This is a genomic window from Janthinobacterium sp. 35, assembly GCF_002754575.1.
GTDB lineage: Bacteria > Pseudomonadota > Gammaproteobacteria > Burkholderiales > Burkholderiaceae_D > Janthinobacterium > Janthinobacterium tructae.
Map to the genome: position 1 here is coordinate 1,356,186 of NZ_PEFN01000001.1, position 17,171 is coordinate 1,373,356.

Below are 17,171 nucleotides of genomic sequence, written 5' to 3' on the forward strand. Positions count from 1 at the left end.
CATAGTGTCCGGTTGGAGATTATCGTATTACCGCTCCGTACCAAGTCATCCGGCAAGGTTTCAAAAAAAATGAAAAAAATATCCTTTGATACAAAAAATGGTTACCTCTTATTGGACGACATTATGATGGCACCACTTAACGAATCTGAGTTTATTAAAACTGCAAAAGAAAATGACATTGAAATAGAAGACAAAAAAACAAATACTTATGTGCACAATCTATCAACGTGCGGAAGCTTAAATGAATTTGAGCTTGGCATAAATTTTACTTTTGAGAATTATTGCATGAAAAGCGTTTGGCTATCGTGGGATGGAGGAAATACAAAAAAATATGGTTATGACACGACAGAAAACCAATTAATAGCCGATAAAAACAGGTTAGCCAAATTACTTGCTAAAGTCTTGGGAAAAGGTCCTGATGAGATAAAAAAAACGTTCTCCGCATTTAATTTTTCATGGGGCAACATTTCAGCTTCAGCATCTCTTCAATCAGCGATGACATCAATTGGATTATCCTGGAATATGCACTATTTTCATACGTAATAAATCAAAGGACAAAAATGAAATTTCTTATTTATCCACATAAGGAATTTTTGTCAAGCATGACGTTTGAAATTAGAAATGGAACTGATATCCACATTAAGCTATCCAAGGCTTGGAATGCCAAACTAATCACGCCAGAAATAATCAATCTACTGATCAATGAAAATTCAGAGGAAAAGAGTTGGAAATATGTTTTTTGCATTTTTCTAAATCCGAGTTTATTCTCCGCTTATTTTTATGCTCAATCAGAAAACTATAGGGTAAGCCTGATTGATGAAAATAAGAAACTGATAAAATTTCACAAAATTTAAATTATTGACAATGAATATAATTCATGATGTTATATTTGAAGATGGATATTTTTCTATAAACGAATCGATCATTCTATGTAGAGGAATGAAAAGAAAAAATCTACACTCGATGGATCAAGGCTGGGAAGCATGGGTAAAGCATGAAGAAGAGGTAATCGCCTACAAAACAAGTTTCAAACGAAAAAAATTGAGAATAATCGTTATTTGTTTTTTTGAGAAAGGTGATGGACCCATAAAATACTGGGATTTTGGTCCGGAAAATTGCATGGATGGTTTTCAGTCTAAACCCGAAGGAAAATATACAAGAAGATTGAGACGCTGGTTTCTGGATGAGTTTGGCATCGTTCTGCCGCAAGCAGGGCCTTGGGGGGAAATAGACGCCTGTCACGATCCACATAATCAAACCACATCAGTTTTTTGTGCCTATCAATAAAATCAATATTAAATTCAGATTACGATATAGATGAATATTTCAGATATTGGACACGAGATGGCAATTTCAAACATACCATCAAATGCTTTCTCGATTGGCGATGCGACTCAGGATGAGAGTCTGTGCATAAGAGAACAAAATGGACATTGGGAAGTTTTTTACTATGAACGAGGAATAAAGACAGGGCTTCGCATTTTCAAAGAAGAACATGAAGCCTGTTGCAATTTTTTATCCACAATAAAATCCTGGTTTATACAATTTTAAAATAATATTTTTTTATTTATCCTCTCCTCCAAGGATAACCGTGATATCCAGAAAAAATCACATTTTAGACACTATCAATATAGGAATACTTTGCCTGAATTTTGACGAAGCAAAAAAATTTTACATTGATAATCTCGGTTTTTTTATTACGATGGATAGCATCATTCAGTATGATTCAGGTACCAGTCGTCGCCTCACAATGGCGCACGAGTCCAACAAAAAATTCTCAATAGAATTCATGCCTCCTTCAAACATTGAGCAAGCACATCGCGTAGGTAGCAAAGGTGGCACGATAAATCTACTCACTTTACCAACGAAAAATATTGACACGCTCAAGGAGCGACTGGAGAAAACTGCTTTTTTCGTCAGTTACGTGGAGACTCCCTACGCAAATTTTCTGAACGTCGAAGATCCGATGGGGAACAATATTTGCCTCTACGAACCGTGCTGAATCACTGCAATAATTCATACGAGATGCCTCATTCAAAATTCCGCATCACAGAATGAAAAAATTTGAAATCCCAAGCTATATTTTTGATTTCATTGATGGATTACTGCTCGTCAATGGAGAGATTGCCTTATCGAAAAAAACTCCAGCAAACGATTTCATAAATAGCATTATCAATACATTCCATACCAAACCCACAACAACAGGGACTGGACTTTATATTTTTGATATCAATGGATGGGTAGGCGATTACGTTGTCGAGTTGATTATTGTGAAAGAAAATTTCCTCGAAATAGATCACATAATAATGCATTACTTTGAAAATAATTCTGTAGGCAACGGCGTGAGCGAATCATCGCTAGTCAAACAAATTCAAAGAAAGTCGGGAATTCCCGGCCAAGTGAAAGGACTATCAGAAATAGTATTTCAATTTTCGTGGGGAAGCGTTATCGTACAGCATGACATAAAAATATCCTCATCATGCATAATATTGCAGTACAAAATAGCCAGAAAATCACCCATCCGATTGAAAATGAACGATCATCGTGAATCGTATATCAATCTAGATAAATCTATAGAAGTGCAGCAACGAATAATAGCATTCATAAAAAACAGTGATACCTTTTTTCCAAAAGCAAGTGAGATACGTTGGCTGATTTTATTGAAGAAGCTACCCAAAAAAATAAAAAACTGTCTTCTCAACGAGATTTCTTTGGGAAATTCATTGATAGCATTGCATTCTTCAGACTGGCCAGATGAGGGGAGCGTGGTGGCACTGCTGAGTAACAAGTTCAAAACGAAGGAATTCGACAAGGATCTACATTTCAGAGCGTTGAATGACGCGCATTACTGCAAGGAAGAAATTTCATATGTTGAAGATAACGTTACACACCTGATTATCAATTAGATAATACTGAGAACAGCCCAGGATTTGACTTGCCCATCGCCCTGCACGATACTTGCCGCTGTTGCCAAAGCTCCCCATCCTGAGCAATAAACGCCTGTCACCACCGCCTACACTCACAGCATGCCGTCTCCGAACTCTCCCACCGCCCCCTACATCGGCCGCTTCGCCCCCTCCCCCTCCGGTCCCCTGCACATGGGCTCGCTCGTTGCCGCCATGGCCAGCTATCTCGATGCGAAGGTGCATCGCGGCACGTGGCTGCTGCGCATCGAGGACCTGGACTATGACCGCAATGTCGAGGGTGCCGATATGGCGATCCTGGCCACCTTGCAGCGCTGCGGCATGACGTGGGATGGCGAGGCGACGTGGCAGAGCCGCAGGCTGCCGCTGTACCAGGCGGCGCTGACGCGGTTGCAGGACGCTGGCCTCGTGTATGCGTGCGGCTGTTCGCGCAAGGAGATCCACGATTCGGTGTTGCACGCGGGTGTCCCCAAGGGCGGGGCCGCCGTGTATCCGGGCACTTGCCGCCACGGCCTGGCGCCGGGCAAGGCGGCGCGGGCCTTGCGGTTGCGCGTGCCAGAGGGGCCGCAAGCCGTGTATGGCTTTGCCGACCGCTGGCATGGTCCGCAGCGGCAGGATCTGGCCGGCGAGGTGGGCGACTTCATCGTGCTGCGCGGCGATGGTTACTGGGCGTACCAGCTGGCCGTGGTGGTTGACGATGGCGTGCAGGGCATCACGCAGGTGGTGCGCGGGGCGGATTTGCTCGATTCGACGCCGCGCCAGCTGTATCTGCAGGATGCGCTGGGCTTGCCGCATCCGGGCTTTCTGCACGTGCCCGTCGTCAACAATGCCAGCGGCGAGAAACTGTCGAAGCAGACGGGCGCCCTCGCCTTCGATACGGGCACGCATGCCGGCGAACTGCTGGCGTCGGCGCTGCTGCCGGCCGCCCGCTTCCTCGGTCTCGACGTGTACGCCGACGACGTGGAAGACTTCTGGCGGCAAGCCATTCCCGCCTGGGCGCAGCGGCTGGCGCGCCTTCCCGAGCGCACATAAAAAAATCTATGGTCACCCTCCTTTTTGCAAGCTGATTTTGTATGATGTGAGTAGGCTTGCTTAAATCTATCCGGCGTCTGGTTGGAGATGGATCTCCGCGCCACGATGAGAGTCGCGCCTGTCGGTCCTGAAAACCCGCTCGGCTTTCACAGCCGATTTTTTAGCCAGAGTATCCGGCAGGCCGGTGTGCCGTTCACGTCATCCAATATCAGCAGTCGCAAAACCAGGTAGGTGTGCTGTCAAACGGTGAGTCTGGGAGGCCCTCATGTTGTCATGGGGGCCTCTTTTATTTCAAATTCGGTATGGTGGGCCGCGATGGCCCATGCCATGCGCGCCAGTTTGTTGGCCAGGGCGCACGCCACCACATTCGAGTGGCGACGCGTGAGCATAGAGCGGACCCATTGTGCCAGCTGTCCGCGTTGGCGCTCCAGTCGCTGCATGTAGGCCCGCGCGCACTGCACCAGCAGGCGCCGCAGATTCTTGTCGCCGCGCTTGCTGATGCCCAGCAACTTGTTTTTACCGCCGGTACTGTACTGGCGTGGCACCAGCCCGACGGCGGCGGCGAAGTCACGCCCGCAGCGGTAGTGCTTGCCGTCACCGACTTCGGCGGCCAGCACGCTGGCGGTGATCGGTCCGATACCCGGTACCGTCATGAGCCGCTGGCCCAGATCATCTTCAGTGACTTGCCGGGTCAGATCCTTCTCGATCTCGGCGATCTGCTGGTCGAGGTACTTGAAATGGGCATGCAGTCGCTCCAGCACTTGTACCAGCCGTGCTGGCAGGCGCTGTTCTGCCAGCACGGAAGGCAAGCGCTTGATCGCCGCGTGGCCGACGGGCAAGCTGATACCGAACTCCAGCAGAAAGCCGTGGATTTGGTTGCTCGCCTTGACACGCTCGCGTACCAGCGATTCGCGCACGCGGTGCAGCGCCGAAAGCGTCTGTTGGGCCTCGTTCTTGGGCGTGACAAAACGCATGGCAGGACGGCTGGCCGCCTCACAAATGGCTTCTGCATCGATGAAGTCGTTCTTATTGCTCTTGACGAAGGGGCGCACGAACTGCGGCGAGATCAGCTTGGCCTCATGGCCAAAGCTGGCCAGTTGCCGGGCGATGCAGTGCGCTCCGGCACAGGCCTCCATGACGATGGTACAGGGATGAAAAGTGGCGAGAAACGCGATCAGTTGTGGGCGGCTGAACTTCTTGCGCAGCAGTGTTTTACCTTGACGATCCTGTCCGTGGACATGAAAGCTGTGTTTGCCGAGATCGATGCCGATGAGCATGACGTTTTCCATGATGGCCTCCTTCAGAAATGAAAACACCCTATAAGTTTAGTAACTTATAGGGTGGAGGGTGACCATCTCATTACCCGCCGCGGCGCAAACCGGGCGGGTTGAAGCAGGCGCTGGCCGCAAGGGCCGGCGCCTGGTATCAGGCAATTAGAAGTTGCCTTTAAACTGCACACCAAACTGACGTGGCTCATTGATGAAGCCCGTGCGGTTGTTGAAGTCGATGGCGCCCGTGATGCGGCGGGTATCGGTGATGTTGCGGCCAAAAGCGGCCACTTCATACTTGCCGGCATCCCAGATGTAGCCTACGCGCAAGCCGCCTTCCAGCAACGATTTGCCCGTGTATTCGGCCGCTTCGTACAGGAAGAAGTTGATCTTGCTGCGGTATGCCCAGTCCGTGAACAGGAACAGTTCGCCGTTTTCCAGCGGGATCGAATAGCGGCCGGTGGCCGTGACGATCCATTTTGGCGCCTGTGGCAGCGGATTGCCGTTGATAACGACGTTGCCGGCGGCATTGATCGGATCAAGAATGGTGCAGGAAGCAAAACCGCATTTGCTGACGGCCAGGCCTGGGTCATTGATCTGGGTGAAGTTGTAGCTGCCACCCACGGACATTTTCAGGCTAGGCGTCACGAAGCCTTCCAGGTCCAGCTCAACGCCGCGACCGCTGGTCTTGGCAGCATTGATCAGGCGGTTGACGTTCGAGCTGCCGCCGACCACGGTCAATTGCTGGTTCTTGATCTCGTAGTCGTAAATGCTGAAGGCGACGCGGGCGCGGCGGTTGAACAAGTCAGCCTTGATGCCGGCCTCGTAGGACAGGATGGTTTCCGCATCAGCGATGGTGACGGGCACCTTGTCGCCAGCTGGCGCGATACTCGGCGCGCGGAAGCCGGTGGCGATGCGGGCGTAGAAGTTCACGTCCTTATTGTATTTATAGGTGCCGCTCAAGTCCCAGTTGACCTTGCCCTTGCTGACATCGGCGCTGGTGGGGGAGATTTGCTTCACGCGGTCCGCTTCGACCGTGTTGAAATCCTTCTTGTCCTTGGTATAGCGCAAGCCGCCGCGCAACATGACATCTTCGTTGACGGCGTAGTTGACGGAACCGAAGGCGGCCCAGGCCTTGTTTTTCTGATGGCTGGCCACGTGCGAGGTCAGCGCACCCGTGTCGCTGTTGAAGTTGTCGGTGAAACCGTTGGCATCTTCATCGAAGAAATACAGGCCCGACTGCCAGTTCAAAGGACCGGCGTTTTTCGATTCGACGCGGAATTCCTGGCTGTACTGGGTGACGCCGCTGATGCCGCCAGCCGTCTCTACCTGGAATGGCAAATAATTGGGGGCGCCAGGCACGCCGCCGTCGATGTCGCCATGGCTCAGGTAATTGTTGACCTTTTCATAGCCGGTGATCGAGAACAGCTTGACGCTGTCCAGATCCCAGCTCAGGCGGGCGCTGGCGCCGCTGGTGCGCAGGCGCTGGAAGTTCTGGCCATTGGTGTACGATTTTTTCGGGTCGAAACCATCGACCAGGTCATTCGTGCCCTGCTTGATTGCATTGGCGAAGAACAGGCGCGCGCTGCCGGTCGTGGTGCGCTGATGCACATTGAACAGGGCGTTGAAGGTGGTGTTCGGTGCGTACAACAGTTGCACGCGTTCGGCGTGTTCGTTGTAGCCGTCCAGCGCATCTTTCTTGCCCGTAAACGTGTTGTCGACATAATTGTCGCGGTGCTGGCGCAGGGTCGAAACACGCATGGCCCATTCTTTGCTCAGTGGCACGTTGACGGCGCCATCGAAATTGGTCGTGTTGTGCGTGGCGGCGGAGACGTTGTAATAGCCTTCAACCTTCTCCAGCTTGGGCTTGGCCGATTCGAATTTCACCACGCCGGCCGGCGTGTTGCGGCCGAACAGGGTACCTTGCGGTCCGCGCAACACTTCCACGCCGGCCACGTCAAAAATCGGGAAACCCTTCAAAATGGGATTTTCTTGCACGACATCGTCGTAGATCAGGGAAACAGGTTGCGATGCAAACGTATTGAAGTCCGTATTGCCGTAGCCGCGGATGTAGAAGCGGGGGAAGGTGCGGCCGTTCGACGATTCCACGTTCAGGCTAGGCACTTTGCCGGCCAGCACGCGAATATCTTGTCCGCCCGATACCAGCACGTCGAGCTTCTCGTCGCGCAGCAGCGATACGGAGACGGGCACGTCGCGGATATTTTCCTTGCGGCGCTGCGCCGTCACGGTCACGGTTTCCAGCTGGCTGGCGGCAGGGGTCGTATCAGCAGCGACTTCATCAGCATACGCCGAGCCGATAGGCAAGGCAGCGGACAGTGCCAGCATGGCGGCGCTTTTGGCGCACAAACGCTGGTGCATCTTGGACATCTTGATCATGTTGTTTCCCAGAAGTTTAAAAAAGAATTGCGAAATCTGTCTTCCAACCTGTCTCCGGCTTATGTACGGCGCTGGCGTTCCCTGCACCATCATGGTGCAGCAGCGCGAGCGGATGTTTCTCCGCTCCTGGCGTCACTGGCTCTGCCCTGGCTGTCGTGCTAGCTGACAGCGGTGGCGGCCGCATCTCTGGGATGTCTGATGAACACCAACTTTTAAGTAAGGCGCCAATTTAATTCAAGCGCCTTATGCGCTGCAAGAATATTGTTATGTAAAATATTCATTCATCAACATAAAGGGCTGACTAGTGGTTATTCAGCCACAACAGCGCCAGTGCCTGGCTGTTTCACCCGATGATTTGCCGCACGGCGTGCCTTTTTCTCATGGCCTGCAGAAAGCAGAATTAGCGTCCTGCAAGACAACCCTGAGGGTAAAAATAGTTGTAATATCGCCAGAATTGAGCTGCCATGCCGCCCCATCCCAGTGCGCAGGCGGTCCCTTGCACCATCGTCGATCGCCTCCATGCCAGAACCGAGCCAGCCCAGCAACGCCGTCCCGTCCTCCATCGCCGCCGCCCAGGCCGCCCATTCACTGCTGCGCGCCCATTGCGACATTGTCTGGAGCACGAAAACCTTCGGCCAGTTCGATGCCGACCAGCCTTCCTGGCGCGCCTTCACGGGCCAGACCGAAGCCGAACTGCTGGGCCGCGGCTGGCTCAATGCCCTGCATCCGGACGACCGCAACTTGCCTTACGTCATGCCGTCACATCTGACGAGCGTGTTCGAAGCGGAATACCGGCTGCGCCACGTCAGCGGTACCTACTGCAATATGGTCGTGCGCATGCTGCCTGTGCTGGCGCCCGACGGCAGCATCGTTGAATGGCTGGGTTCACATTGCGACGTGACGCAGCAACGGCAAACGGAACAGCGGCTGCGCCTGGCCATGCAGGGCGGGCGCATGGGCACGTGGGAAATCGACCTGGGCAGCGGCAGCATGGCCGGCTCCGACGCGTTCAAGGCCAATCTGGGCCTGCCACCTGCCAGCCACATCGACTACGCACAGCTGACCGGTGCCATGCTCGACGGCGAACTGCAGCACTGGCAAACGGTGGTGCACGCCGCCATCGCCAGCGCCAGCGATTTCGAGATCGACATCCGCGTGCGCTGGCCCGATGGATCGCTGCACTGGGCGCACATGCGCGGCACCTGCACCAGCGACGGCGCCGGCAACGTGATCGCCCTGTCCGGCATCTCGCTCGACTTGACGACCAGCAAGCAGAACGAAGAAACCCTGCGCCTGACCCTGGAGGCCGGTGAAGTGGCCACCTGGAACTGGGACATCGTGGCCGACCGGGTCACGGCCGACAGCAATATGGCGCGCCTGTTCCCCGTCAATGCCGAAGCGGCCACGGCGGCACCGCTGGCGCGCTACCTGGACATCATCCATCCCGATGAGCGCGAGCAAGTCAGCGCGCAGATAAGCCAGGCGGTGCACGCGCACACGCCGTTCGAGGCCAGCTACCGCGTCACTGCGGGCGATGGCCAGTACCGCTCGGTCATCGCGCGGGGCCGCGCGGAATACGCACCCGATGGCACGCCCTTGCATTTTCCCGGCGTCCTGCTCGACGTCACGCGCCAGAAACAGGTGGAAGATGCGCTGCGCCGCAGCGAGGAACGCTACCGCACCCTGATCGAGCTGATGGACCAGGGCTTTTGCGTCATCGAAATGCTGTACGACGAGCAAGGCCGCCCCATCGATTTCCGCTACCTGGAAGGCAACGCCGCCTTCGTCAAGCAGTCGGGACTGGACAACGCCATCGGCAAAACCATCCGCAGCTTCGTGCCCGAGCACGACCAGCACTGGTTCGACCTGTACGAGCAGGTCGTCAAGACGGGCGAGCCCGTGCGCTATGAAAACGAAGCCGTCGCCATGGAGCGCTGGTTCGAAGTTTTCGCCGCGCGCCTGGGCGGCCCCGGCAGCCGCCTGCTGACGGTGCTGTTCAGCGACATCAGCGAGCGCAAGCGCTCGGAGCAGCAATTGCGCCAGCTGGCCGACAACCTGTCCGAGATGGACCGGCGCAAGACGGAATTCCTGGCCACCCTGGCGCACGAATTGCGCAACCCGCTCGCGCCCATCCTCAACGGCTTGCAGATCATGCACCTGGCCGCCGACAAACCCGCCACCGTGGCACGAGTGCGCGACGTGATGGAGCGGCAAGTCAATCAGATGGTGCACCTGGTCAATGATTTGCTGGACGTGGCCCGCATCACGCGGGGCCAGATCGAACTCAAGCTGGAACGGGCAGACTTGAAAACCATCATCGCCAGCGCGGTGGAAACGAGCATGCCGCTGATCGAGGCGGGCCGCCACCAGTTCCAGATGCAACTCGCCGAAGACCCGCTGCCGCTCGATGCCGACCCCACGCGGCTGGCGCAAGTACTGGGCAATTTGCTCAACAATGCCGCCAAGTACACGCCCGCCGGCGGCCATATCAGCTTGCGCGCCCTGCGCGATGGCAACGAAGCCTTGATCGAGGTCAGGGATAGCGGCGTGGGCATCCCCGCCGAGTCGATCGCCACCGTCTTCGACATGTTTACCCAGGTGGGACAGAACATGGGCCGCGCGCAGGGCGGTCTGGGCATCGGCCTGTCGCTGGTGCGGCGCCTGGCCGAGCTGCATGGCGGAATCGCCACGGCGGCCAGTCCCGGCGCCGGCCTGGGCAGCACCTTCAGCGTGCGCCTGCCCCTGCTGCAGGAGGAAGCGAAAGCGCTCGCCGTACCGGCCGCGCCGGATAGCGACGCCAGCGGCCCGCACTTCCGCGTGCTGGTGGTCGACGACAACGTCGATGCGGCCGATACCCTGGCCGCCGTGCTCGACATGATGGGCCATGCCACGCAAGTGGCCCACGATGGCGCGCAGGCGCTGGCCGTGGCGCCGCAGTTCTTGCCAGACGTTATCTTCCTCGACATCGGCTTGCCCGGCATGAACGGCTACGAGGTGGCGCGCGCGCTGCGCCGGATACCGGCCGGCGCCAACGTCGTGCTCGTCGCATTGACGGGCTGGGGCGCCGAAAACGACCGCAGCCAATCGAGCGCGGCCGGCTTCGACCACCATCTGACCAAACCGGCCAACCTGCTCGTCATCGGCGAACTGCTGGCCACCCTTTCCACACCGAAAACACCGACAAACCATGACTGAATCCCCGAACCAGATCCGCCGCCACCTCCTGCTGGCCAGTGGCGCCGCCCTGCTGTGCCCGGCACCGCTGCTGTTTGCCGCGCCCGCCACCAGCCTCGCCGCCGCCCATACGCAACTGGCCGCGCTGGAACAAGCCGCTGGCGGACGCCTCGGCGTTGCCGCCTGGCGCCAGGGCAGCGAGCTGCGCGTGGCCTACCGCGCCGACGAACGCTTTCCCCTGGCCAGCACCTTCAAGGCGATGCTGGCGGCCGCCGTACTGGCCCGCAGCGTCAGCCAGCCGGGCTTGCTGGACCAGCACGTGCGTTACGATAAAAAGGAACTGGTCACGTATTCACCGATCACGGAAAAGCATCTGGCCGACGGCATGAGCGTGGCCGACCTGTGCGCCGCCACCTTGCAATACAGCGACAATAGCGCAGCCAATTTCTTGATGACATTATTAGGCGGGCCGCAAGCCGTGACGGCGTTTGCGCGCAGCATCGGCAATACGGTATTCCAGCTGGAACGCTGGGAAACGGAACTCAATAGCGCCATTCCCGGTGACGTGCGCGACACGGCCAGCCCTGCGTCGATGGCGCACAGCTTGCAGCAATTGTTGTTGGGAAATAGCTTGCCGGCCCCGCAGCGCCAGCAGCTGGACGCCTGGATGCGCGGCAACACGACGGGCGACAAGCGCATCCGCGCCGGCGTGCCGGCCGGCTGGCAAGTGGCCGATAAAACGGGCTCGGGCGCGTATGGCAGCGTCAACGATATTGGCGTGGCCTACCCGCCCAGCGGCGCGCCGCTGGTCATCGCCGTGTACTACACGCGCGAACAGAAAAAAGCGGACACGAACCAGGACATCATCACGGCCGCCACGCGCATCGTGGTGGCCGCATTGGCGTAATTACTTCGGCAGGGAAGCCATAAAGCCCGCGTAAGTCGACCAGGCGGGGTCGGCCGCGCTGCGGATTTCAATCGGGAATTTCGGACGCGGCGCCAGCGCCGTGTTGAGGCGATTGAAAAACTCTTCGCCCGACTGCGTGTAATAAATCCATTCGCGCAAGTTTTCACCGGTCGACACCAGCGCCAGCGTGGCGAAGCCGCCCTCTTCCACCACGGGCGCCAGCGCCGCTTCCAGCTCTTCCATATGCTCGCGCTCATTCGGCGCGGGCATGCCCGTTTCATCTTCATAACGCCAGGCGATGATGATGCGGTCCGGCTGCGACGACAGGTCCCAGTCGTCATGGAAGGCCTCGACATAGCGGTAGATGATGGCCATCTCGTCGCTATGCGTGACGATGGTGCCCCAGCTGCGGGCGGAAGTGGAATTTTCGTTCATGGTTGCAACAGTCAAAAAAATCAATCGAGGGGGCGCAGCTTACAGCACTGGCGGGCAAGTCACATTCCAGGCGTCATACTGGGCGCCGCTCTTGCGCAGCCAGACGCGGGCGTAGCTGTCGCGGTCGCTCTTGAACACCAGCGCATAGCGCTCTTCGGCGCGCGGTGCGGCGGCGCCCACGTCGACGGCCGCCAGCGTAAACTTCAGCGCGCGCAGCGGCGCGCAGGCCGTGTTACCCGCCATCAATAATCGCGCCCGCTCCAGCAGCGGCTTCTGGTACAGCAACACGCCTTCCAGCTCCACATCGGGGATGCGTTGCAGCATGCGCACGGGTTCGGCCACCGCGCGGCAAGTGCCACGGTCGAGCCAAGCGTAATACTCCATGCCCGCCTCCTGCCAGCGCGCCTGCTTGCCCTCACCGTGCTGCACGAACTTGGTGCGCTGCGTGCGGCACAGCGCGCCATGGCCACGATATGGCGACGTTTCCACGCTGCCCACCACTTCGCTGCCACGGCCGCCTACCACGGGCACGCTCTCGAACACGGTGCGCGCAGCGGGCTCGCCCGGATATTGCTGCGCATAAAATTCCAGCAAGGACGCGCGCTGCTGCGCATCCACTGCCACCACCTCGGCGGCGCTGGCAGAGATGCACACGGCCGATACGGTAAAAAGCGCTACAGAGCGCATGAAATATCCTGGCATGGCATTCCTTCAATCGACGTTCAGGGGCGGGTATCGCCCAAGCGCAGATTATATAGTTACCAGGAAATACCAGGAGCGCGCCGCGTCAGGAGGTGCGCAAGGTGGCGCCGCCAGCGAGCAGCTTGGCGCCGCAGGTGGTGGTGTCGCCCTCAAAGGCGATGGCGATACCGTTGATGTTATGCCGGGACGAGCCGCTGGCAATCTTGCAACCCTGATGTCCCTTGATGGGGCAGCTGCACAGGTCCCCGACGCAGGCGACAGCAATCCCCTTGACCGTAAAATGCGTGGCGGCACAACTGAGCACCTTGCCGCCGTGCGACGTGGCGTCGCCCAAACGGATGACTTTGCGCATGCTGCCTCCCGAATTATTGTCCCGCCGAGCTTTCCAGGATGGCTTCCACCGATGGCGCCGCATAGTTGGCCGGATCGACGGCAGGCGTGACGCGGCTGCGGAAGATATTGCCGCCGGCATCCTGCTTCTTGCGGGTTGCGTCCGATGGCGGCGCAATAAAAATGATGCTGGCCTCATTACCGTCACGCAAGTTAATCGCAGCACTGGCGCCACCATCGCGATAGCTTCCCATCACGCCGATGGCCATCTGCATGAACCAGGTGGCTGCACCCGTGTTGCCCAGGCGAAGATCGGTATTGATGAACTGCGCGCTCTTGCCGCTGTCGATTTCCGGCCCGCCCTGCGCCGCGTAATCGTGCAGCATGCTTTCCAACATCAACAACTGTTCCGGCTGATTTCCCGTGCCGGCCACGATGCGCGCCGGCCCCTTGCCGCGCTCCGCCTCCGGCAAGGTCTGCAGTGCCTGCTGCCAGCCTGCATTGAATATCTTCTGGCGCGCGTCGCGCCGCGTGACGGGCTTGCCTTCCTCATCCGCGAACTTGACGAATACGGGCCGATGCACGAAACCGAACGAGGGCAGGCGGTCAAATGTTTCCATCTGTTCCCGGTTCCACGGAATGGGAAACCACGGCGTCGGCTTCCAGTCACGCGGGGGGCGATTTTCCCAGGGATTGAGCTTGTCGAACGTATGCAATCCCACGCCACGGATATCGGGCCGCTGGGCAAAAGCGGCGGCAGCGGCGAGCCATTCGGCGACAGTGGGTTGACGCTCGCTGAAGGCTTCGGGTCGCTGCTGTTTCGCGCGTGAAGGCAGCGACTGCATGACGTCGTAATACATGCCACGCAGTTTTTCCTGGACGAACTTATTCTCCGGGTCATCCCATACAAAAGGGCGCAACGGTTCTATTCGTTCGCGGCGTGCCAGGATGAATACCGCCGTGGCATCAGGCATATCCGGAATGAAATACCCGTTTACCAATTTTCTTGCAGTACCTGGTTTCCGGTTGCCATCTCGCGTGCCAACACTATCCTCGGAGTGTAAGGCGACGTAAGGTACGTCAGGATGCTTATCGAAAAAATCAAACACATCAATCAGCAATTGGTCGGGATGTTCATCCAGCTTCCATGAAGCCACGGAAAATAGATGCAAGGGCATGCCCCCCGTACCAGCGCCAGCCACAAGTCCCGCCATCGGCTCTATCAAGCTCGGTTGTGCAGCCGGGTCAAGAATGGGCGTTCCAGCATAAAACGAAGGCAGGTTCCAATACATCGGAGTGAAATTGATGCCATTTTCCAGCGCATCGTAGGCTCTGCTACCACCGTCGCCATCCTTGTCATCACCCGTCCAGGGATACTTCTTGGGATCTTGTTCGCGGATGCTCGTATAAGGACTTCCTTTTTGCAAGGCTCCCCACAATTTACCCTGCCGATATTTGTCCAGCGTCACACCCAATGCGATCACTTCCAGCACATACTCTTGCCGTGGCTCCACCGGTTTCTTTGGCTGTTTTTCCTGAACCTGTAATGCAATTTCACGCGCCTGGCTCTTCGACAAAGCACCTAGCCATAACAAGCCAAAAAATAATATTACAATAACTATTGATATTCCCAACCAACGAAGCGTCATCATAGCTTTCACCTTTTTGGTCTACTATTCAGGAGAAAAGATCATCGGTCCAAACAAGTTTTTTCGACGAGTCCTAGACCATCCAATTATTTTTCAGTCACTACCTTCATGTCTTTTGTTTGTGACACAACGATCTTCCATAAAGCACCCGATAACAATGGAAGTCCTGCGGGCAGAATTCCAGTGTTGTAATAGTCTATGCCGCCATTGATCGCAGCACTTCTCCATGCAGGTTCTACGGATAAATATGCTGCAAAATCAGATAAGAATTTTTCCTTTATCAGCATTCCTTTACGCCCTTTATCATTAGTCTTCAAGTCCTTCACTCGCCAATCCGCCACAGCACATAAGTACTCGTAGAACTGCGGATCAGAGCTGGCCTTGCCACTACCTATGGCAACGTCATACGCCGTCACCTGGCTATGATTCTTCACGTTGCCAATAATCGAACTGTGAAAGGACTTGGCACTGACCTCGTGTTGCCAACGCAGACGTGCTTCGTTAGGGCTTTCCTGGATATTTGCCCATACATTGCCTTTCTTGTCCCTCGTCGCAGAAATCACCTTGCGTTGTGCCAACGGGCCTTTGTCATCCAGCTTCTGTTCCTTGTTATAGGCCACCGTCATCTTTTGCAATTCGGTTTCGCGTAAGGCCTCAACACGCTCTGGAAACTTGCGATAACCAGAAGGATCCGGACGTTCTTCCGATTTACTGATCAGGCCGCGACCGCTGGCAATTGCCGTTGCCGCGTCATTAGGATCCACCGCTTCCGTCGGCCCCTCATCCTTCTTCGCTCTACCGTGCATTATTGAATCGCGGGGTATGTCTGCCGGGTCAATTTGCGAGGTGCCGCGCAGGTCTGCAGGAACAGGCTTGCGCAATGCTTCACCAGTAATTGTGCGTATACCGTTTCGCTGCTCGACAGGTTTCAGCTTGGTATTGATGGGCCATGCGACTGCCTTGTGCGTACCCCGGTTGCCGCGTACAGATGCCTCCACATGTGCATGTTCGTCTTCTTTTTCCAGGCACAGTGGGTAATCATGGGGTGGTGGCATGCCGACAAGAGACACTGCCTTCTTTCCAGTGCCTGGATCGAGACGTATCTTGTTACTGAACACCCGTTGATAAAACCTGGTTCCCAATTCGGAGAGTGCTTTTCGTACTTGTTCGGTACCCCGATTATGAAAGCGACCAGTGGAGTAATTTCTTCCTCCATAGGCATAAATTTCCTCTTCGGACTTCACCTCGGTTCCTGTTACAAAATCGGGTACGCCATCCCAGCCAATTCCCTGAATGTTATCGAGCGCTACAGTCATGTCTTCGGGACAAAAATACAGATATACTTTCCTGCGGTTATCTCGATCCGCTGCATTGCTCCAACTGCCGCCGACCATACCGCGATGCTGATCACCATTCAACTCAGTAAATAACGGAACGCAGGGTTGTCCATTCCCTTTCGCTACCCCAGCAACAATATTGACAAGCGTCTGCAGGCGCGCGGCCAGCGTCTGAACACCGTCGAGTAGATGATAGTGCGCCCGCATCGCCGCATCCTCGCCACCATCGAATCCGCTTGCCTTCCTCAGCAGAAAGGGAATATTTTCCACCAGGCTATATGGCGGATGCGTGAGTATCAAATTATCGGCCGGCGCCAACCCTTTCTCCATCAGCATGGCTTGCGCCAACAGCGACAGCAGGCAACCCTGGCTGTGCGCAACGATGCTGACGGTATCATCCGCGTCGTAATCGCGGATCATGGAAATCAATGCTGCCAGCCGCTGCGCCGCCAGCACCATATACATGCGCCCGGGCGCCGTTTTCAGCGGACGCAAGGCATCGCCCATGGGGTCCGCAGGCGCATAAATACCCCTGCGCCACATGTCGGGCAAGCTGCTGGTAGCGTTGCCGAACGGCCCGCCTTCCTTGGACAGATCCTTGTCCAGCCGGTTGCCATAGCGATCAACGAACTGCCCATTGACGATGTCGATTTTGTCCTTCACCTCACGGTAGCCCCAGTAAAATGGAATCACCGGACTGTTGGTATCCTTGGCTATCGTGCGCTTGAAAAAGACGGCGTCGGGATCATCTTCCAGCTTGTCCTTGTCCGCCGCCCCGGGCATGCGGTAAGTGGCCGGCGTAAATGGCCGCCCCAGCCTGGCTTCCAGGCCAGTGCACAAGCCGTGCTCCACCGCCTTGTAGCTGACACCCACATCGTTGACGCCATGAATGACGATGATATTGCCCGGCAGGTTGCGGCGTATTTTCACCTTCTTGCACACGCTGCGTTCGCAATGCAGGAGCGTCACGTCTTCGCCCACCACGTACGGCACTTTCGGATAGCTGCCCATCGCAC

At 56.1% G+C, this 17,171-nt stretch carries 15 protein-coding genes; 8 read left to right on the forward strand and 7 right to left on the reverse strand.

All coding sequences use genetic code 11. The features are described from left to right. Positions 1–69 precede the first annotated feature (69 nt). The 6 genes from CLU93_RS27820 to gluQRS all read left to right on the forward strand — a co-directional run bounded on the left by CLU93_RS27820 (position 70) and on the right by gluQRS (position 3,956). Positions 70–543, forward strand: coding sequence for a hypothetical protein (locus CLU93_RS27820; RefSeq protein ID WP_143451707.1), 474 nt, complete (start codon positions 70–72; stop codon positions 541–543). Between the two features lie 17 nt (positions 544–560). Next, positions 561–854 (forward strand): hypothetical protein, encoded by a 294-nt coding sequence (locus tag CLU93_RS06165; protein WP_143451708.1) that lies wholly within the window; start codon positions 561–563, stop codon positions 852–854. A gap of 109 nt (positions 855–963) precedes the next feature. Then, a complete protein-coding gene (locus tag CLU93_RS27825; protein ID WP_143451709.1) occupies positions 964–1,287 on the forward strand; it encodes a hypothetical protein in 324 nt (107 codons plus the stop codon). A gap of 304 nt (positions 1,288–1,591) precedes the next feature. Further along, positions 1,592–2,002: a VOC family protein gene (locus CLU93_RS27830; RefSeq protein ID WP_143451710.1), complete on the forward strand. Its 411-nt coding sequence runs from the start codon at positions 1,592–1,594 to the stop codon at positions 2,000–2,002. Between the two features lie 52 nt (positions 2,003–2,054). Next, positions 2,055–2,906 carry a hypothetical protein gene (locus CLU93_RS27835; RefSeq protein WP_143451711.1) on the forward strand — a complete coding sequence of 284 codons (852 nt, stop codon included), beginning with the start codon at positions 2,055–2,057 and terminating at the stop codon, positions 2,904–2,906. 120 nt (positions 2,907–3,026) lie between these two features. Then, positions 3,027–3,956: a tRNA glutamyl-Q(34) synthetase GluQRS gene (gluQRS, locus tag CLU93_RS06180; protein ID WP_099760406.1), complete on the forward strand. Its 930-nt coding sequence runs from the start codon at positions 3,027–3,029 to the stop codon at positions 3,954–3,956. A gap of 263 nt (positions 3,957–4,219) precedes the next feature. Here the strand turns inward: gluQRS and CLU93_RS06185 are convergent, their stop codons facing one another. Both CLU93_RS06185 and CLU93_RS06190 read right to left on the reverse strand, forming a co-directional pair. Then, a complete protein-coding gene (locus CLU93_RS06185) occupies positions 4,220–5,245 on the reverse strand; it encodes an IS110 family transposase (RefSeq protein WP_099760057.1) in 1,026 nt (341 codons plus the stop codon). A 144-nt stretch (positions 5,246–5,389) separates the two neighbouring features. Then, complete coding sequence (locus CLU93_RS06190) at positions 5,390–7,621, reverse strand: TonB-dependent receptor (protein WP_099760407.1); 2,232 nt, start codon at positions 7,619–7,621, stop codon at positions 5,390–5,392. A 519-nt stretch (positions 7,622–8,140) separates the two neighbouring features. Between CLU93_RS06190 and CLU93_RS06195 the strand changes: the two genes are divergently transcribed. Together CLU93_RS06195 and bla are read left to right on the forward strand one after the other, a co-directional pair. Beyond that, positions 8,141–10,816, forward strand: coding sequence for a hybrid sensor histidine kinase/response regulator (locus CLU93_RS06195; protein WP_099760408.1), 2,676 nt, complete (start codon positions 8,141–8,143; stop codon positions 10,814–10,816). Next, positions 10,809–11,702: a class A beta-lactamase gene (bla, locus tag CLU93_RS06200; protein ID WP_099760409.1), complete on the forward strand. Its 894-nt coding sequence runs from the start codon at positions 10,809–10,811 to the stop codon at positions 11,700–11,702. Before CLU93_RS06195 ends, bla begins: the two co-directional genes overlap by 8 nt. Here the strand turns inward: bla and CLU93_RS06205 are convergent, their stop codons facing one another. The 5 genes from CLU93_RS06205 to CLU93_RS06225 form a co-directional block, all read right to left on the reverse strand. Then, on the reverse strand, positions 11,703–12,137 hold the full coding sequence (locus CLU93_RS06205) for a DUF695 domain-containing protein (RefSeq protein WP_099760410.1): 435 nt from the start codon (positions 12,135–12,137) through the stop codon (positions 11,703–11,705). A 39-nt stretch (positions 12,138–12,176) separates the two neighbouring features. Further along, positions 12,177–12,824 carry a hypothetical protein gene (locus tag CLU93_RS06210; protein ID WP_143451712.1) on the reverse strand — a complete coding sequence of 216 codons (648 nt, stop codon included), beginning with the start codon at positions 12,822–12,824 and terminating at the stop codon, positions 12,177–12,179. Between the two features lie 100 nt (positions 12,825–12,924). After that, positions 12,925–13,191, reverse strand: a complete 267-nt coding sequence (locus tag CLU93_RS06215) for a PAAR domain-containing protein (protein WP_099760412.1) — start codon at positions 13,189–13,191, stop codon at positions 12,925–12,927. Positions 13,192–13,204: 13 nt separating this feature from the next. Then, entirely contained in the window at positions 13,205–14,821 is a 1,617-nt protein-coding gene (locus CLU93_RS06220) for a type VI lipase adapter Tla3 domain-containing protein (RefSeq protein ID WP_099760413.1), read from the reverse strand. An 83-nt stretch (positions 14,822–14,904) separates the two neighbouring features. Next, complete coding sequence (locus CLU93_RS06225) at positions 14,905–17,166, reverse strand: T6SS effector phospholipase Tle3 domain-containing protein (protein WP_099760414.1); 2,262 nt, start codon at positions 17,164–17,166, stop codon at positions 14,905–14,907. Positions 17,167–17,171: the final 5 nt, after the last annotated feature.